Source organism: Streptomyces lacaronensis (assembly GCF_047337785.1).
Classification (GTDB): domain Bacteria; phylum Actinomycetota; class Actinomycetes; order Streptomycetales; family Streptomycetaceae; genus Streptomyces; species Streptomyces lycopersici.
The window spans coordinates 85,219-102,837 of sequence record NZ_JBLHDK010000003.1 but is presented as its reverse complement, the minus strand read 5'-3'; the positions used below and the strand labels follow the sequence as shown (position 1 = coordinate 102,837).

The following is a 17,619-nucleotide window of genomic DNA, read 5'->3' as shown; positions in this document are numbered from 1 at the left end:
GGTCGGGTGAATATGTCGTGGCCGGCCGAGTTCTCCCACTCCGCCTGGGCATCGGCCGGCTCAGATCACGGTGGTCCGGTGCAACAGCCTGTGGTACTGATCCCGGTCGCACGGGGTGGCGGTGTGGATCGCCGTCCGGTTGTCCCACCACACCAGGTCTCCGTCGCGCCACTGATGCCGGTACACGTACGTGCCCTGGGTGGCGTGCTCAAGCAGCTGTCGGCAGATGCTCCGGCCTTCCTCCGGGCTCATGCCGCGCAACTCCCTTATGGTCATCGAGCTGACGAACAGAGCTTTGCGGTCCGTGACGGGGTGGGACCGCACCAGCGGGTGGACGACGTCCGGCATGGCGCTTCGGCGTTCCTCTATGCTGTCCGGCTGAACTTCGTCGTCCGCCTGTCGCCGCTGCTCTAACAGAAAGGACATGCTGTGCACCGCTTGCGCATCGGCGATGCGTGCCCGGAACTCATCGGGTAGCGCGTCGTACGCGGCATCAGCTGCGCAGAACAACGTGTCGCCACCGACCTGCGCAGAGGTGACGGAGTACAAGAATGACATCGCGCTGGGACGCGGTGATGTGCCGTGGTCCACGTGCCAGTCGACCTGTCCGCCTTCGTACAGCCCGACCTTTCTGCCGTTCCTAAATATATTGCTGATGATGAGAACTTCGGGGTGCCCCGCCACACAGAATTCCTGGAGTGGATGGATCTCCAGCTCTCCGTACATGCGCGAGAACTCGGCTTGCCGCCCGGGGGTGAGACGCTGATCACGGAACACCAGCACCTTGCGCTCGTGTAAGAGATCGAGCAGATGGTCACGTGTTTCCGGACTCACCGACTGTCCGAGGTCGATACCTGAGACCTCCGAGCCGATGTACGGGTTGAGATCCTTGACAGTCAGTTCACCACGCGCAGACATCCAATCCTCTTTCATCGGGCGTCGATTCCGTTATCGCCTTGCTTATCGCCGTCGCGAACTCCATCGCCTGACTGGAATTGAGGCGTGGATCGCAGGCGCTCTCGTAGCGCAGAGGGAGGCCTTCCTCTGTGATGCCGCAGCTACCGCCGACGCATTCGGTCACATCATCCCCGGTCACTTCCAGGTGCAGGCCCGCCGGAACGCTTTCCAGAGACTTGTGCACCTCGAGGAACGCAACCGCTTCTTCGACCATCGTGTCGAAATCACGGGTCTTGTGCCCGCTCGCCGCCGTGCGGGTGTTCCCGTGCATCGGATCACACATCCAGACCGGGTTGATCCCCTCCTTGCGCATCCTCTCGATCAGAGGAGGGAGCACCTCGCGTATCCGTCGTGCCCCGAGCCGAGTTATCAGAGTCAAACGCCCCGGGACATGGGCGGGGTCCAAGCGCTCGGAGAGCCTTACGATGTCCTCGGGCGTAACGGACGCGGCGAGTTTCACCGCGATAGGATTGCCCAGCCGACGGACGAACTCGATATGCGCTTCGTCGAGCGCACGGGTGCGCTCCCCGATCCAGAGCAAATGGCCGGACAGACCGTATGGCAGACCGCTGACGTCGTCCCAGCGGGCCAGCGAGCTCTCGTAGTCCAGCAGTAGTGCCTCATGGCTGGTGTATACCTGCCTCTCCGAAACAGAGCTCAGGATACGGACGGTACGGGCCGAGGCGTAGTATGCCTGCAACAGCCGCTGGGGGTCCGGAATCCGGGCCACGCTGTCAAACTGCGCTGAATTGACCGCGTCACCGAGATAGGAGAAGGCTTTCACGCTTCTCCCGTCCGGCAGGCGGCGGCTCTCGAACCGGTGCGAACGTGGTTTGGCGTACTGACCCCCGATACGCCCGATGACGGTCACGGGGAGCTGCATGGAGTCAGCGAGAACGCGCGCCACACGATGCAGGACGTCCGTCTTCCTGCGGATGCGAGTTGGCTGCACGGAATCGAATGTCTCCGCGCAGTCACCGCCTTGCAGGAGGAACTCCTCTCCGCGGGCGGCTCTGGCCATCTTCCGCTGCAGCTCTCGGCATTCCTCCGGCTGGACGACGGGGGGCAGTCGCTCCAGGTGCTGACAGACGTCCCGCACTTGCTGCCGGCACGGCCAGGGGGGCTGCTGTGAGATCGGCAGAGTTCGCCAGGAATTGCGAACATGCCACAGACCTGAATTCACCAGGCTCCTCTTCCGTTCGATCTGCGTGTGGCCGGTCGTGAGCAACCGTCGATGTCACGGCCGTCTCCGTGCCGGGGCCGTGAGCCGTCACCCCTGCCCCTGCTCGACCGGTGCCGGGTTGCGACCCGCCAGGATGTCCTCACAGCGACGGCGAACCTGTGCCTTCACCTCCGGATGGGGCAGTACGTAGAACTGGTTGCGCCGAACGGCCTCCACCACGCTGTCCGCGACCTGTTCGGGGCGCATCCCTTCGCGGATCAGCCGACGGTGATAGTGGTCCCGTAGCTGTTCCCGGTGCTCGAGCGCCACCGCGTCCAGGGGTTCTTGAAAGCCCTCCGGGCGGTTGCGCTCGGCCTTCATGAGCTCCGTAGCCACGGTGCCAGGGCACAGCACTGAGACTCCCACGGGCACACCCGTGTCGAGGAGCTCGTGGTACAGCCCCTCGGCCAGGCGAGTGACGGCGTGCTTCGATACCGCGTAGATCGAACCTGGCCCGGTCGTCAGCCCCGCCGCCGACGAGGTGATCACGAGGTGGGCCTCAACGGACTGCCTCAGGAGGAGAGGGACGAAAGCCTGGATGCCGTGTACCACTCCCATCACATTCGTCTCCAGGAGCCAATGCCAGTCACAGAGACGACTCGCCCACAGCGGCCCTCCTCCAGCGCCCGCCCCACCCGGGGCGGCAACGCCCGCGTTGAGGCACACCAGATGCACGGCCCCGTAGCGATCGACCGCAGCATCGACGAGTTCGGTCACCGCCGAAGGCCGGGTCACATCAGTGGGAACAGCCAGCACCCGGTTCCCTCCCGAGGCCAGTTCCTTCTCGGCCACGACAAGCGGGGTGGCATCGATGTCGGCCAGAACAACCGCCATGCCCTCCGCCACTAGGCGGTTGGCCAGGGCACGCCCAATCCCGCTCGCCGCTCCGGTAACGACGGCTACTTTGTCCCGCAGCTCGCGCATGCACACTCCCGGAGGTATGGATTCAGGTCGGCACGAGGTCGTAGAACACAAGGCGCTGGCCGGCTTCAGGGCGGGTGAGGAGCCGTCGGCAGCGCAGCTGGGTACGCGCGAGGATGTCGAGCCACAGCTCGCGCCGCAGGGGAAAGCCCTGGGCAGTGAGGGCATGCACGAGGAAGAACTCGGAGTCGTCCTCCGCATTGTCGTAGCGCAGTTGGGGCTCACCCAGGATGAAGCCCTTGAGTCCCGAGCGGAGCAGCTCGGCGAAGGTGTCGAAGAGTGCGACTACACGTTCTTCGCCTTCACGGAAGAACTCGTGGACTACACCCACGGCCACAAGGGTGTCAGCCTCTCGGCAGACGGCCGGCCACGACTCGGGGTGAAACGCGTCGCCGACCACGAACTCCAGGCGGTCGTCGACTCCAGCCGTGAACGCCAACTGGCGTGCCACGTCGATGGCGTCGGGGGAGATGTCGAGACCCACGCCACGCAGGTTCGGATTCTGTGCGCAGGCGTCGACCAAGAGCCGGCCTGCCCCGCACCCGACGTCCAGAATGCACTGTGCGTCAATGTCGCCCAGGGCGTTCAGCACCGTCGGGGTGTGGAAGCGGTGGAAGAGCGTGGCGCTGTGACGGCCGAGTGCGGCGGTGTCACGCGCGACGTTCCGGCCGTAGGTCGCCTGGCTCACCAGGAGATCCGCCGCCCGCGAGATCACCGGGCCATATGCCTCCCCGTAGAAACCGAGCATGGCGCGTGACGCCTCGCTGGTCAGCAACTGGCCGCGTTCGGTGAGCCGCCAGGCCCCCTCTTTCCCGTCCTCGACCACGCCCTGGAGCTCGAGGTAGCGGACCACGGACTCAGCCAGCTTGCGGTCCATGCCCTCGAAGAGCTCCTCCGAAGCGGTCTGTCCCTCCCTCAACCGGTCCAGCAGCCCGGCGCGCGCACACGCGTCCAGGGTCATGAAGAGATATGTATTCTTGATCATCTGGTCCAGGCCGGACTCCCGATAGTCTCGCCAGACGGCCCTGGGACCGGCGTCAGTCAGCTCCACTGTTTCTGGGGCGGCCCGGTCCTGGTGCGATTCGGTTGATGTGGGCTCAGCCTTCATGGTTCACCTCGCATCTCGGGTCGAAGCTTTCGTGAACAGGTGTCGCGTCGGCTGGACGGCGTGCTCTAGGCGGCACTCCTGCGGCTCACGGAAGACGGGGAAGAACCTCTGTCGCCACCAGCTTCAGGTGGTCGGTATCGAAGAGGTCCAGAAACTGTAGATAAATCCGCCCGGCTCCGGCCTCCGCATAAGCGGAAACCTGATCGACGACGTCACCCGGCTTTCCCCAACACACCCCGTCGGGGCGGTATGCTCCGCGTAATCCTTGCACCAGCAACTGCCGACGATTCAATTCCGCGCTGGTTTCACCGCAGCAGATGTTTACTACAACGGATCGCTCGAGACGTCGCGGATCGCGGCCATAATGCGCACAGGCGTGGTCGAAGCGTCTGAACAGGTCTCGAGCCTGGGCCGCATCGGTGAAGGGCACGTTATATTCCGTGGCGAAACGTGCGGCAAGCTGCACGGTGCGCCGATTTCCTCTGCCCCCCAGGATCAGGGGAAGTCCGGAAGGTCGTACGGGTTTGGGCAGGGCGGGTGAGTTGGTCAACTGGTAGTGGCGACCTGAGTAGGAAAGAGACTGTCCCGCCGGAAGGCTCCACCAGGCGGTCAGAATATCGAGTTGCTCTTCCAGGCGGGCGAATCTCTCGCGGCCGGAAGGGAAGGGGATGCCACAGGCCATGTGCTCATCGGCGCACCAACCGGCACCCAGCCCCAGTTCGATGCGCCCTCCACTCATGGCGTCTACCTGGGCGGAGATCACCGCGAGTTGCCCAGGGGAGCGAAAGGTAGCCGGAGATACCAGGGTGCCCAGCCGGATGCTGATGGTCTCCCGAGACAATCCGGCCAGTACGGTCCATGCATCGCACGGCCCGGGAAGCCCCCTGCCACCCCCCTGGCTCACGTAGTGATCGGAGCAGAAGAACCCTGAGAACCCGCATGCCTCGGCAACAGTTGCCGAGGCATGCAGAGCCTCATAGGTGCTGCCTTCCTGAGGTTCAACGAATACGCGTGCGTCCATATCCGGGTATCCGACCTTTGTCAAGAGCTAGAAATCCGGCACCGTTTCCGCAAAGCGCATCACTAAGGTAGCAGCCCGGTCTCATGTGTCATCCACCAGTGCGCTGGTATTTCACAACGTGCAACGCTGTCCGCTCTGTTTCATATCGTGCAACGCTGCCATTGACCCATGGCCGAGGCGCTGGTTGGGTTTTACCGGCCCCGTATGGAAGCTCTGCAGGATAATCTCGGAAGCGAGGCTGGAAAATTTGCCCCAATCTAGTGCGGGTACCGCTTTGCAGATGTCGGGTTCTCACCATTTTCCGTGGCTCCAGGGGGGTAGCGACCGTAGAGTTGCCGATTTTGGATTCCCTCATGGACCAGGCCACTTCCTAGGCGAGCCGGTCGGCACTGGCAGAACTGCAAGGATCTCTCCCTGGTCGGATCAGTCCGCCGTCCGTGGCGTCCACCACTTCGCTGCCGCGGCACGAACGAGGCAGGTTACCGCATGAAGCGACTCGTCATCTTCGACCTTGACGGTACCCTCGTCGACTCTCGGGCCACGATGGAGGCCGCATTTCTTCAGGCGTATGCCGAAACGGTCGGGCAGGGTGACCCTCCGCTGGAGGACTTCTTCGGTCTTCTCGGCGAGTCGTTTCCCCGCATCCTGGAGGTTCTCGACCTTCCCATGGCCATGTGGGAGCCCTTCCGCGCGGCATCTCGGGCACGGGCCGGGGAGATCCGGCTCTACCCCGGTCTTTTGAGACTGTGTGAGCTCCTGCGCCGCGGGGGATGCCGCTTGGCGATCCTCACCGGAAAGGACCGGGAGCGTACGGTCGAACTGCTCGATCGCCTCGCCGTGCTGCACCTTTTCGATACCGTGGTCACCAGTTCGGACGGTCTCCCCGCCAAGCCTGACCCCGAGGCCGTGCTTGCGATCTGCGATCGTCTCGCCGTTCCCCCAGAGCTCACTGTGATGGTTGGCGACGCCGCGTTTGACGTACTCGCCGGAAAACGGGCTGGCGTTCGGACCGTGGCCTGTGGTTGGGGGATCGGAACACCCGAGGGTCTGCGGGAGGCAGGTCCGGACGAGTCGGTCGACAGCGTGGCCGACCTCGAGCGCGCGCTGGACACGTGGCGTGCGGGGAGCGCCGGGGCTCCTCGAAGTGTTGTGATCGGTGGCGGACGAGCCGTGGGCGGCGGACATGAGTAGAGCGTGCCGGGCGCGAAGGCTATGGAAGATCGCGGTCTTGGGGCTCGGCTGGATCGCGCGGACCGTGCATTTGCCTTATCTGGACGCTGCTCCGTTCGCCACGCTCATCGGAGTCCACGACAGCGATGCGTCTCGGACGCAGGAGACGGCCGATCACTACGGCGTCGTCGGCTTCGAGTCCCTTCACGACCTGCTGGCGACGGAGGCGGACGTCATCTTCGTCTGCACCCCGCCTAGTGACCATGCGCATTCGGTGGTCGAAGCGTTGCGGCACGGTAAGCATGTTGTGTGTGAGAAGCCGCTAACCGTATCGGCCGCCGACGCCGAGTTCATGGAGCATCTCGCCCGAGAACGTGGCCTCGCGTTGTTCTGCTGCCTCACCAATCGCCACAGGCGCGACACCAAGCGGCTGCGGCAGGAGGTGATGAGCGGGGTCATCGGGACTCCCATGTACCTGCGCGCATCGTGGTTGCGTTCCCAGGGCATCCCGACCAGCCCCGGAGCCGTGGAGCAGGGCGTCATGTGGGATTTGGGAAGCCATCTTGTAGATCTCGCGTTGTGGCTGACTGGATGGCGTACCCCCACGTCGGTAACTGCGGCGCGGTTGCGGCTGTCCGGTGACGCGAGGTCAGCCGTCGCCTCATGGCACTCCGGGGAAGAGGGCGACATCCTCGGCGGCAACGCGGCGGACACTGCCTTGATCGACATGGTGTTCGGGAACGACGCGGCCGCGCACATCGAGGTTTCCTGGGCGGCGCGGGTTCCTGACGACCGGATAGAACTGCTGCTCGTCGGGTCAGAGGGTGTCTGCCGGCTGCACACAGTGTTTGGATGGAGCCCCGCCCGGAAGACGGTGCCGAATCCACCGCTTGCTGTCGCCGACCGGAAAACACGGCTGTGGCAGCCGTTGATCCACCACCAGCAGCGGGATCAAGAGGAGTACGCCGCTCAACTCGACTATTTTTTCGAGGGATTGCACCGGCAGCAATTCCACCGCGACGAACTGGCCATCGCCGTCGACGCGATCAGGGTCCTCGCCGCGGCCGATGAGAACGTCGGGCAGATCACACGGACGGTGCGTTCCGAAGTGTGAGTTGACCAAGGCCACCAGGCTGAAGAGGAGCTGGAGAATCCGTGAGCAGTCAGATCACGCCGCTCTCGCGACACTTCTGTGCCGAGATCAAGGGCGTAGACATAGCCAGCCCACTGGACGAAAGCACCATGCGCGAGATCACTGATGCCTTCCACCGCTACTCGGTGATCATCTTCCGGGAGCAGGACATCAGTCCGCAGGACCAGATCCGGTTCAGCCGGTGCTTCGGCGAGTTGGAGGTCCATGTGCTCAAACAGTACCTCCTGCCAGAACACCCCGAAATTCTGGTCATCAGCAACGCGGTGGACACCAGCGGCGTGCGCAGAGGGCTGTTCGACTTCTACGACGTGGACCGCCCCGAGTGGCACGCCGACTACTCCTGGAGCCGACGGCCCAGCCTGGGATCGGCCTTGTACTGCCTGGAGGCACCCGTCACCGGTGGACAGACGATGTTCGCCGCCTCCGAAGCAGCCTTGGACGCGTTGCCGACGGCTACCCAGGAGCGCATCCTCGGGCTCAGGGCGGTACATAGCCTAGACCATCTCAACGAGCAACTGCGTGCCTCGAACCCGGCCAAGCTGCCGCTCACCGAGGAGCAGCGAAGGCAGGCTCCCCCGGTTACTCATCCTCTGGTGCGGGTCCACCCGGTTACCGGGAGACGGTCACTGTTCATCGGGAACATGTGCATCAGCGAAGTGATCGGCTTGGAGCCACAGGCCGGTCAATCTCTCGTCAATGAGTTGGTGGCGCACGCCACGGCTCAGGAGTTCGTGTACACGCATACCTGGCGTAAGGGCGACCTCTTGCTCTGGGACAACCGCAGCACATTACACGCGGGCCCTACCCCGTACGACGTCGATCGTGAGCGGCGGACCATGTACCGGACGACCATCGCCGGGGACATCCCGCTAGCCGCTCCAGGGCCGCGGCTGGAAGGAGCACGTCGATGAAGGTTCCCGAAGTGGTCCGTGACGCTGTGTACCGGACGGTCATGGACGAGGCAGACCTCGACCGCGCGGAGTTGCGTCTGGCCTTCGACGCGCTTCTGGACGTCGAGGATGTCCGCATCCGCGCGGCCCTGTGCGCGACCCTATCCACGGCGTTGATGCAGCGAGGACCGAGGACCCATGAGGTGGTTGCCCTCTGGGACGTGCTCCTGGAGCGGGAGGGGCATCACCGGAATCGGACGTATGTCGAGGCGTTGCCGGATCGGGGCCGTGTGGTGACCCTCATGGGCAGCGGGAAGAAGGGCATCCGCTGCCTGAACATCTCCACCCCGAGTTCGCTGCTCGCCGCTGCGGCAGGGGCCGCGGTGGCGAAGATCGGTGCTAACTGCACCTCACGCATCACGAGTTCGATCGAGCTCGTTGCGTTGCTGGGAGTAAATCTTGAGCTCGGTGAAGACGCCATGTTGGAGGTACTGAATCGCACTGGCTACGGCTATTTCCGTGGCGGTGACGCGATGGCCCCTATGTTCTTCGACACCTACAAGGGCACGTGCGTGGCGCCCCACGCGTTGATGTTCGGATGGCCACTGCTCGCGCCCATCCGGACAGACGCCTTCATGTATGGCCTCACACACTGGAACGTCCGTACCAGCGCGGAGGTTGTAGATCATTTCGAGCTCGCCGGCGAGCGGGGGACTGTCGTCTCCTCCCGCAGTGGCGACGCGCGACTCGACGAGGCGCTCCCTTTCGGGACAACTCATCTGTGCTCTGTCTCGGAGGGCCGGGTGGCGCTGCCGAAACAGCACCGGTTCGATGTTGAGCTCGACCTCGCGCCCTCCGCGGGCCTCGATCTGGCGGGCAGCGGACGACTCGACGAGCTGCTCGCACGCGGTACGACCACCGAAGACATCGCCGTAACTGTGCGGACCCTCGCGGGAAAAGGAAGCCGGACCTACGGGGACGCGCTCGCGTTGAACGCGGCATTGATCGCCGAAGCGGGCGGCGTCGCTCCCGACGTCCCCACGGGCTTCGCCCTCTGTCGCTCGGCCTTGGATCGCGGACTTGCGCTGGACAAGCTGCGCGAGGTCGTCGAGGCCACCGGCGGGGACCAGCGGGCGCTGAAGCGCTGGTTGTAGCCAAGCCGTTCTGCCCAGACCACCACATGGAGTCAACGCCCGGACCAGCCAGAGGGGGCAGCCGTGAGCGAAGTCGCTATCCGCCTGTTCTACGCGTCGTGGGACGGCGACTCCGTCACACGGTGCCGGCAAATCGCCGGTCTCGGGATCAGTGCGGAGTGCGAGCTCATCGATGTGGCGATGAACGAACCCCTGTGGCGAGCCAGTGCGCTGCGGACGGTGCCGGCTGCTCAGGTCCTGCGAAACGGTGCGGTGGTGGCTCAGTTCGACGGGAAGCTCCCGATCGGTCCCATCACGGATGCGCTGACCCACAGCAGCTCACGTTGCGACCAGAGGATCGCCCCGGTCGAAGTCACCGAGTCCAGCGGCAGCTACCGCTACGGTCGCTGGAGCGAGCCTTCGGCCGTCAGCCCCCGGGGGCCCGGACTTGGCTGGAGCTCGTCCAGCCAAGACGCCCCCCACCAGCCCTGGCTCGTTCTCGACACGTTCAGGGCACACCGCTTCGGCGCGGTGGGGATCACCCCGCGCGACTGGCTCGTCGAACCCGACCTGCACCAGTGCCTACCACCCGACTTCGACATCTCGGTGAGCCGTGACGGGGTGCGGTGGGATCTGGCACTCCGGGTCCGCGGCCATATCTGGCCTCACAGCCATCCCCAGTACTGGGAGTTCGAGGCGGCGGGCCGGTACGTCAAGTTCCAGGCAACGCGGCTGCGCAGGCGAGGCAATGGCCGCTACGTCTGTCAGATCCATGACTTCGAACTCTGGGGGAGTCCGGTCCATCCCGCGGAGGGGCTGCACCCGTCCACCGGGCACTGGCGTCTGCCAGTCGAGGAGGGCGAGCGGGCCGCGGTGCGCAAGCGTGGGATCTGGCACCTGGAGGGCGAGGGAAGTTCCGGCACCGTCTGGCTGCTGGCTCCGGGCGCGGAGCTGACTCCTCGAGCGCTGCTGCGGGGCAGTGCCAAGTGGCTCGTCCTCGAGGGCAGCATCGTCGTCTGCGTTGAGTGGCTCGACGAAGAGCACATGGTCAGTCACGGCCAATGGCTGACCCAGTGGCCGCCCTGCGGATTCGTCGTGCGCAACGCCTCGCCGCATGAACCAGCGGTCGTGTTGGAGATTCGCGGCTCCCCGGAAACGGCTGAGGTCTGGGGAGTGCCCCGCCGCCTTGCGCCAGCACCCCGAACGGCTCCTTCGGGAACAGAAGAGAGCGAGTAACCGCAGACCGCCGAGATGGGAGCTCGATGAGCCGCACCGAAGACACAGGAGTGGGCCGACTCGCCGTACTGGGCGGGCGCCCGGTACGGACCTGCGGTTTTCCCCCGTGGCCCCAGGCACCGCAAGGGACCAAGGAGGTGCTGGAGCGAATCCTCGACGGCGAGCACTGGTGGCAGTCGGGAAATGGACTCGCGGAGGAGCTGGAAGCCAGACTGGCCTCCTTCCACAGTGCGCTGGGTGCTGTGGCCGTCACCAACGGGACGCACGCCCTGGAATTGGCGTTGCGCGGCCTCGGCGTCGGTCCGGGCGACCACGTGCTGGTCTCCGCGCTGACATTCATCTCGACCGCTGCCGCGGCCAGCCTGGTCGGTGCCATCCCTGTGCCGGTGGACGTCGATCCGGAGACGCTCGGCATGGACCCGGCTGATCTGGAGAGGAAGCTCACGGACGCTGCCAAAGCGATCGTGCCGGTGCACCTGGCTGGGAATCCCGTCGATATGTCAGCCATCGGGAAGATGGCGGCCGGGGCTCGTATCCCCTTGATTGAGGACTGTGCCCAAGCCACCGGAGCCGAGTGGGAAGGGCAGCGAGTCGGGGGGCTCGGGACACTGGGCACGCACAGTTTCCACGCGAACAAACTTCTCGCGTCCGGCGAAGGCGGTGCGGTGACCGTCGGCTCCAACGCGGAGTTGCTCCAACGGCTGCTGCTCTTGAGCAACTGCGGCCGAGCCCGTGGTGTGATGGAGCCCAGTCATGAACTGATCGGCTCCAACTACCGCATGACGGAATTCCAAGCGGGCATCCTGATCGCTCAGCTGGAATCCTACGATGAGCTGTGGGCACGTCGCCATGCCGCGGGGCAGGCGCTAGTGACGGCGCTCACCGAAGAGGGCCTGGCGTTGCCGGTGCGCACCGCGCCGGGAGTCACCCGGGCGGCCTGGTACAACATCCTGTTCAGGTTGCCCCCCACTATGTCCCGGCGTATGACGAGACACGAATTCGCTGCCGCGCTCACTGCCGAGGGTATACCGGCCCGACCACTTCATCCAGCATTCCATATGACTACTGCCTATCGGGATCAATACACCGGGGGGATCTGCCCGAACGCCGAGCAGGCTGGCGAAGACGTCGTCTTTCTGCACCACCGGGTGCTCCTCGGCGGTCAGTCCGGCGTGGACGACGTTCTTACCGCGTTTCGCAAGATCCGGCATGAGGTGGTCCGATGACACGCCTCCACGCAACCCCGGCCGGCCTTCGCACGGACGCGTCCCGGTAGCAAGGACGTTCTCCACTGACCTCAGCGACAGTGCATTAGGGAAGGCTCGTTATGGACATTACCGCTCCGTCGGAGGAATGGGTCCTGGGACTGGGGGGGTCCTCACACGACTTCGCGGCCGCACTCGCCCGTGGAACGGACATACAGGTTGCCATCGAGGCGGAGCGGGTCACGAGGAAGAAGTACGTCCGTCCCCTCTGGTACGAGGACCCGTCTCGTTCCTGCGTCGATTACTGCCTCGAGACCGCGAATATCTCGCGTGACCAGCTGAGCCGCGTGGTCTCCTGTGACCTGCTGCCGCACCGGGCACGGGCGCGATTCGACGGCATACCCGTGCACATCTACCCTCACCACCTGGCCCACGCCGCCTCCGTGGGCATGCTGCTCGAGCCGACCGAGTCCGCGGTCATCATGGTCATAGACGGTATGGGCTCCCCGTGCTCCGCCGCCCAGCGTGCCGAGGTGAATCCGGAGGTGTTGCCGAATTTCGATTCGGTCGAGCGGGAGACCTTCTCGTTCTTCACCTATGAGAACGGCGATCTCACCCCCATCGGGGCCACACGCGGTCAGGGGTTTCTGGAGTACGTGGACCTCACGACCGGCGCCAAGAACTCGATCGGCCTGCTCTACGAGATGATCACCGCCATGCTCGGATTCCACCCACTCGAAACCGGCAAGACGATGGGCCTCGCCCCATGGGGCAGGCCGCGGTTCCTGGACCTGCTTCTCGACTTCACCTCGTTCGGCGACGACCTGAACCACGTCTTCGCCTTCGACCCGTACGACCTGCGGTTCCAGGAGACCGTGACACGGGTGCTGGAGCGTGAAGAGTGCAGCTTCACCGTGCGGGCCGACGTGGCCGCGAGCGTGCAGGCCCTGTTCACGCGCACACTGATGCACTGCTACGAACTGGTGGCCGACCCTCGCTTCGACGCGGTGTGCATCGCCGGCGGGTGTGGGCTCAACAGCGTGGCCAACGGAGTGCTTGCCGACCGCCTGGACGGCCGGGCCCGGCTCGTCGTCCCTCCCCACACCAGTGACGCCGGTATCGCTCTCGGCGCGCTGTGGCTGGACCGTCATAGGGCGGAGGACAGCCCCGTGAAGCTGACCCTTGCCAATAAGCCACTCATACCGAACATCGCTCGCCCCGGGCGTCTCTACAGCGCACAGGAGCGGAGGACCGCCGCGGCCGCGCACTATCGGCAGCTCGCTCTCGACACGCGCGTCACCTCGGCGGCGGACCTCGCCAAGGCCCTGGCTGAAGGGAAGGTGATCGGCGTGTTCAACGGCCCTTCCGAGATCGGCCCCCGGGCTCTCGGCGGGCGCAGTGTCCTCGCGGACCCGAGGGACCCCGCGACCCGGGAGCGCATCAACCGGCGGATCAAGCATCGCGAACCGTTCCGTCCGCTGGCTCCGATAGTGCTCACCGAACACTTCGATGAGTATTTCTTCCCGGCCGCGGCGAAGGACTACTACATGCTTGTCGTGGCCCAAGCCAACCAGAAGTGTCGTTTGGAGGCGCCGTCGGTCGTCCATGTCGACGGAAGCGCCCGGGTGCAGATCGTCGACGAGGATTCAGACCCTTTCCTGGCCGAGGTGCTGCGTGAGTTCTACAGCCTCACCGGTCTGCCGATCTTACTCAACACCTCGTTCAACCGACGTGGCGAGCCGATCGTGGAATCTCCGGACGACGCGATCCGGGCTTTTCTGGAAATGGGGCTCGACGGCCTGTACCTCGAAGGTGACTTCTACTTCTCCGTGAACGCCCAGGAAGCGGGGTGAAGTCGATGTCGCGCTTTCCGACGCCGACGCCGACGCCGACGCACTCGACTCGACCGGCGGTGCGGGCCGTCGTATTCGACATCGGTGGCACCGTGTTCGACGAAACGCGTCAGTGGGCCGGATGGGCTCGGTGGCTCGGGGTGCCTGAAGCGACCTTCTTCGCGGCGTTCGGTTCGGTCATCGAGCGAGGCACGCACATGAACGAGGTCTTCGCGCTCTTCGACCATGGCCACATCGACCCGCAAGCCGTGCGAACCCAGCGCATGTCCGCAGGGGAACCGGACGAGTTCGGTCTCGAAGACCTTCACCACGACGCGCTCTCCTGCTTTGAGGAGCTCCGCGCCTGCGGATACCTGGTCGGCCTGGCCGGCAACCAGCTGGAACACCGCCACACCCTGCTGGAGAAGCTGAGCCTCCCGGTGGACTTCATCGCCACTTCCGCACGGTGGGGCGTCGAGAAGCCCGATGCCGGGTTCTTCGACCGGGTCGCACGAACCTGTCGTCTCGCCCCCGGCGAGATCGCTTACGTCGGTGACCGGGTGGATCACGACGTCCTCCCAGCGCTGCGGGCTGGATTCGTCACCGTGTTCGTCCGGAGGGGCCCATGGGGCCACATCCACGCCCGGACCGCTGATGCGGAGCGAGCGCATCTGAGGTTGGACAAGCTCGACGCCCTGCCGGGCCAGTTGCGATGGTGGGATGAGGACGCCTCGTGACCGCGGCAGGTCCGACAGCCCCAGTTGGCGTCGTCCTGGGGACACACCTGTCCCCGGACCAGACCGCTCGGCTCGCTGCCCTTGCTGAGGAACTCGGTTTCCACGAGCTGTGGCTTCCCGAGGACTACTTCTTCACCGGGGGAATCTCCAGTGCGGCCACAGCGCTTGCCGCCACCCATCGGATTCCCGTGGGACTCGGTGTGGTCTCTGCGATCACCCGGCACCCAGCGCTACTCGCCATGGAGTGCTCGACACTGGCCAATGCGTACGGCAACCGGCTATGGCCCGGTATCGGACTCGGCGCTCCACCGGCCCTGCGCAGGATGGGGCTCAAGATAGAACACCCGGTCGAGTACCTCAGGGAATACGTCCGCGGAGTGTCGCGACTCCTCTCCGGCGAGGAGATCACCGAATCGGGCCGCTTCACCTTCGGAGACGTGCGACTCGCCTACCCTTCGCCCAGCCTGCCACCAGTGTTCATGGGAGCGATCAGGGCGAAGGCCCTGCAACTGTCCGGAGAGATCGCGGACGGCACGGTACTCGGCTCCATGTCCAGCGCACCCTTCATCTCCTGGGCGGTGGAACAGGTACGGCATGGACGAGTCCGGGCGGGCCGCCCGGTGGAAGGACACCGCTTCCCGGCCTTCTCCTTCCTGTGCCTCCGCTCCGATCGAGCCCACGCCCGGGCGGCTCTACGACCGGTCCTCGCTCCCTATTTGAAGATTGTTGGTGAGGCTGGCTGGCCTTACACGGAAATCCTGGGGATCGGCGAGGAGATCAGGGCACTGAGATCGGTCGACCGGATCGCACACGAGATGCCCGACGCATGGATCGATGAGTTCGCCATCGCCGGGGATGCCGAAGACTGCGCCCACCAGATCAACCACCTGCTCGACGCAGGCGCCACTTCCGTCGCTCTGTTTCCTGTGCCCTTCGAGGAAGCCCACTCGACGCTGTCGCTGGCCGCAGATGAGCTACTGCCCCGCGTGCGGATGTCTGAGCGTCACGGAGACCTCTCGGAGGAGCCATGAGCGGAACGGCGAATGGACATGCCGCGCGTGCCGCGTCGGATGAGCACGCTTCGGGCTCGTGGGACCTCCGGCTACACCGAGCACCACATGTCCGTCTGGTGGACGTGCCGTTGCCCGGACAGAGTTACACCGTCGCGATCGGCAGCGGCGTACGTAACGCCCTGCGGCTCGTGCTCGGCGATCTGCGCCCCGGCAAGGTGGTCATAGCCGCCCGTAAAGGCGTCGTCGGACCGGGCGGCCCGCGGCTTCGAACCGACGGTGTGCCAGCCGAGTATCTCTCCGTGGAGGATGGGGAAGCGGCCAAGTCGCTGGCGGGTGTCGAAGCGATGTGTCGTGCCTTTGCGCAGAAAGGCCTCACCCGACTGGATGTCGTGGTTGCGGTCGGGGGCGGGACCGTGACTGACACTGTCGGCCTCGCCGCGGCTCTGTACCACCGCGGCACCGCCGTCATCCACCTGCCCACCACACTGCTGGCCCAGATTGACGCGAGCGTGGGCGGAAAGACCGGCGTCAACCTTCCGGAGGGCAAGAACCTTGTCGGAGCCTACTGGCACCCCGCGGCCGTCCTGTGCGACACCGACTTCCTCTCGACCCTGCCCGCCCGCCAGTGGCGCAGTGGACTGGGCGAGATCGCCCGTTGCCAACTGGTGGGGGGTGTGGAGTTGGGCAACCGCCCCCTAGAGGAGCAGATAGCTTCGGCGATCGCCATGAAGACCGATGTCGTCGTGCGGGACGAGCGTGATCACGGAGCCAGGACCCTGCTGAACTACGGCCACACGCTGGGACACGCACTGGAGCTGGCGACCGGCTATGAGCTGACGCACGGCGAGGCGGTAGCCGTAGGAATGATCTTCGCCGCCCTGATCGCCGAGGAAATGAGCCGGATTCCACGCAGGCGTGTCATCGAACACTACGACATCATCGGTGGATACGGCCTGCACAGCACGTTGCCAGGCGGAGTGAGCGTACCGGCGCTGATTGAACTCATGCTTCGCGACAAGAAGGCACGAGGGGCGTTGACGCTCGTTCTGGACGGAAAGCAGGGGATGGAGGTAGTGCCTGGAATCCCGACGGCACTGGCCGACCGGGTGTTACAGCGGATGGTGCCTGGAGCGGGCGAGAAGAACCGACGATGATCTCGAACGGGGATGGCCTTACCCACACGGCTTGAGGAGGATTCCGGATGTGCTGGATCAAAACGGCTTCCACCATCTGCTTCAAACCTTACTCCCTGGAAGAAGCGGTCCAGGGCATAGCCGAAGCGGGCTTCACCAATGTGGAACTGAGCGCGGTTAAAGGCAATGTGGAGCATCTGGACCCGGACGATCTGTCGCCGTCGGCGGTGCGGCGTGCCGAAGGGCTGCTGGAACGGCACGGGATGCGGGCGGTGAGCGTCAGCGGGCACGGCGACGTGCACACGGCGGAGGGGCTGGCGCGGCACCGTCGCATCCTTCGGGCCACCCAGGACGTTGGCGCCCGGGTTCTGATCAGCTTCATCGACGGAGTGGACGGGCCGGAAGCCTGGGCGGCGTTCAAGACGAACATACTCTGTCTGGCCGACGAGGCCCGAGAACTCGGCGTTGGCCTGTGCCTGGAGAACCATAGCCACCGGATGGCTACGGCAGAGAAGGCCGCACGGCTCATCTCCGCAATCGGCCACCCATGGATTCGGATGAACTACGACACCGGGAACGCGAGCTTCCTCGCCGGGGCGTGTCCGGAGGACGACGTCACCGCTGCCTTGCCCATACTCGGCCACGTACATCTGAAAGACCATCAAGGAGGGCCGGGCAACATGTGGTTCCCGCCTCTGGGGGACGGAGATCTCCATGTGGATGCCTTCTTGTCGCGGATCGAGTCTGCGGGATTCGAGGAACCAGTGAGCGTAGAGATCGCCTTTGACGCGAATTGGCCAGCATGGAATGAATGCCTGGCCGCATTGAAGCGCAGCAAGGAGTTCCTCGACTCCACACGCCCCTGACGAGCGAGATGGGAGGCACGTC

16 protein-coding genes are annotated in these 17,619 nt (G+C 65.0%); 11 read left to right on the top strand and 5 right to left on the bottom strand.

The window, feature by feature from the left end; genetic code table 11:
• Positions 1-60: 60 nt before the first annotated feature.
• From ACMTAK_RS01395 to ACMTAK_RS01375, 5 genes are all read right to left on the bottom strand, one after another.
• Positions 61-918: a TauD/TfdA dioxygenase family protein gene (locus tag ACMTAK_RS01395; protein ID WP_413804429.1), complete on the bottom strand. Its 858-nt coding sequence runs from the start codon at positions 916-918 to the stop codon at positions 61-63.
• Entirely contained in the window at positions 902-2,140 is a 1,239-nt protein-coding gene (locus ACMTAK_RS01390; RefSeq protein WP_413804428.1) for a 3-deoxy-7-phosphoheptulonate synthase, read from the bottom strand. Before ACMTAK_RS01390 ends, ACMTAK_RS01395 begins: the two co-directional genes overlap by 17 nt.
• Positions 2,141-2,227: 87 nt before the next feature.
• Positions 2,228-3,103: an SDR family NAD(P)-dependent oxidoreductase gene (locus ACMTAK_RS01385; RefSeq protein ID WP_413804427.1), complete on the bottom strand. Its 876-nt coding sequence runs from the start codon at positions 3,101-3,103 to the stop codon at positions 2,228-2,230.
• 22 nt (positions 3,104-3,125) lie between these two features.
• Complete coding sequence (locus ACMTAK_RS01380) at positions 3,126-4,208, bottom strand: SAM-dependent methyltransferase (protein ID WP_413804426.1); 1,083 nt, start codon at positions 4,206-4,208, stop codon at positions 3,126-3,128.
• Positions 4,209-4,293: 85 nt separating this feature from the next.
• Positions 4,294-5,229: a TIGR03560 family F420-dependent LLM class oxidoreductase gene (locus tag ACMTAK_RS01375; RefSeq protein WP_413804425.1), complete on the bottom strand. Its 936-nt coding sequence runs from the start codon at positions 5,227-5,229 to the stop codon at positions 4,294-4,296.
• 486 nt (positions 5,230-5,715) lie between these two features.
• Between ACMTAK_RS01375 and ACMTAK_RS01370 the strand changes: the two genes are divergently transcribed.
• The 11 genes from ACMTAK_RS01370 to ACMTAK_RS01320 all read left to right on the top strand — a co-directional run bounded on the left by ACMTAK_RS01370 (position 5,716) and on the right by ACMTAK_RS01320 (position 17,597).
• The gene (locus ACMTAK_RS01370; RefSeq protein WP_413804424.1) at positions 5,716-6,420 is read left to right on the top strand and encodes an HAD family hydrolase; all 705 of its coding nucleotides are present in this window, start codon (positions 5,716-5,718) and stop codon (positions 6,418-6,420) included.
• A 37-nt stretch (positions 6,421-6,457) separates the two neighbouring features.
• Positions 6,458-7,513, top strand: coding sequence for a Gfo/Idh/MocA family protein (locus tag ACMTAK_RS01365; protein WP_413804423.1), 1,056 nt, complete (start codon positions 6,458-6,460; stop codon positions 7,511-7,513).
• A 41-nt stretch (positions 7,514-7,554) separates the two neighbouring features.
• On the top strand, positions 7,555-8,463 hold the full coding sequence (locus tag ACMTAK_RS01360) for a TauD/TfdA dioxygenase family protein (RefSeq protein WP_413804422.1): 909 nt from the start codon (positions 7,555-7,557) through the stop codon (positions 8,461-8,463).
• Positions 8,460-9,596 (top strand): hypothetical protein, encoded by a 1,137-nt coding sequence (locus tag ACMTAK_RS01355; RefSeq protein WP_413804421.1) that lies wholly within the window; start codon positions 8,460-8,462, stop codon positions 9,594-9,596. The genes ACMTAK_RS01360 and ACMTAK_RS01355 overlap by 4 nt, the downstream gene beginning before the upstream one ends.
• 63 nt (positions 9,597-9,659) lie before the next feature.
• Complete coding sequence (locus tag ACMTAK_RS01350) at positions 9,660-10,811, top strand: discoidin domain-containing protein (protein WP_413804420.1); 1,152 nt, start codon at positions 9,660-9,662, stop codon at positions 10,809-10,811.
• Positions 10,812-10,948: 137 nt separating this feature from the next.
• Positions 10,949-12,037, top strand: coding sequence for a DegT/DnrJ/EryC1/StrS family aminotransferase (locus ACMTAK_RS01345; protein ID WP_413804419.1), 1,089 nt, complete (start codon positions 10,949-10,951; stop codon positions 12,035-12,037).
• Positions 12,038-12,138: 101 nt separating this feature from the next.
• Positions 12,139-13,869, top strand: coding sequence for a carbamoyltransferase C-terminal domain-containing protein (locus ACMTAK_RS01340; protein ID WP_413804418.1), 1,731 nt, complete (start codon positions 12,139-12,141; stop codon positions 13,867-13,869).
• 5 nt (positions 13,870-13,874) lie between these two features.
• Positions 13,875-14,585 carry an HAD family hydrolase gene (locus tag ACMTAK_RS01335; RefSeq protein ID WP_413804417.1) on the top strand — a complete coding sequence of 237 codons (711 nt, stop codon included), beginning with the start codon at positions 13,875-13,877 and terminating at the stop codon, positions 14,583-14,585.
• Positions 14,582-15,616, top strand: coding sequence for an LLM class flavin-dependent oxidoreductase (locus tag ACMTAK_RS01330; RefSeq protein WP_413804416.1), 1,035 nt, complete (start codon positions 14,582-14,584; stop codon positions 15,614-15,616). The genes ACMTAK_RS01335 and ACMTAK_RS01330 overlap by 4 nt, the downstream gene beginning before the upstream one ends.
• 98 nt (positions 15,617-15,714) lie before the next feature.
• Positions 15,715-16,752, top strand: a complete 1,038-nt coding sequence (locus ACMTAK_RS01325; RefSeq protein WP_413804415.1) for a 3-dehydroquinate synthase — start codon at positions 15,715-15,717, stop codon at positions 16,750-16,752.
• A 47-nt stretch (positions 16,753-16,799) separates the two neighbouring features.
• Entirely contained in the window at positions 16,800-17,597 is a 798-nt protein-coding gene (locus tag ACMTAK_RS01320; protein ID WP_413804414.1) for a sugar phosphate isomerase/epimerase family protein, read from the top strand.
• The last annotated feature ends 22 nt before the right edge of the window (positions 17,598-17,619 follow it).

What these genes read in the sequence shown, in the direction of transcription:
- ACMTAK_RS01395 (WP_413804429.1), bottom strand. Translation starts at nt 918, where the DNA reads ATGTCTGCGCGTGGTGAACTGACTGTCAAGGATCTCAACCCGTACATC.
- ACMTAK_RS01385 (WP_413804427.1), bottom strand. Translation starts at nt 3,103, where the DNA reads ATGCGCGAGCTGCGGGACAAAGTAGCCGTCGTTACCGGAGCGGCGAGC.
- ACMTAK_RS01380 (WP_413804426.1), bottom strand. Translation starts at nt 4,208, where the DNA reads ATGAAGGCTGAGCCCACATCAACCGAATCGCACCAGGACCGGGCCGCC.
- ACMTAK_RS01375 (WP_413804425.1), bottom strand. Translation starts at nt 5,229, where the DNA reads ATGGACGCACGCGTATTCGTTGAACCTCAGGAAGGCAGCACCTATGAG.
- ACMTAK_RS01370 (WP_413804424.1), top strand. Translation starts at nt 5,716, where the DNA reads ATGAAGCGACTCGTCATCTTCGACCTTGACGGTACCCTCGTCGACTCT.
- ACMTAK_RS01355 (WP_413804421.1), top strand. Translation starts at nt 8,460, where the DNA reads ATGAAGGTTCCCGAAGTGGTCCGTGACGCTGTGTACCGGACGGTCATG.
- ACMTAK_RS01340 (WP_413804418.1), top strand. Translation starts at nt 12,139, where the DNA reads ATGGACATTACCGCTCCGTCGGAGGAATGGGTCCTGGGACTGGGGGGG.
- ACMTAK_RS01335 (WP_413804417.1), top strand. Translation starts at nt 13,875, where the DNA reads ATGTCGCGCTTTCCGACGCCGACGCCGACGCCGACGCACTCGACTCGA.
- ACMTAK_RS01320 (WP_413804414.1), top strand. Translation starts at nt 16,800, where the DNA reads ATGTGCTGGATCAAAACGGCTTCCACCATCTGCTTCAAACCTTACTCC.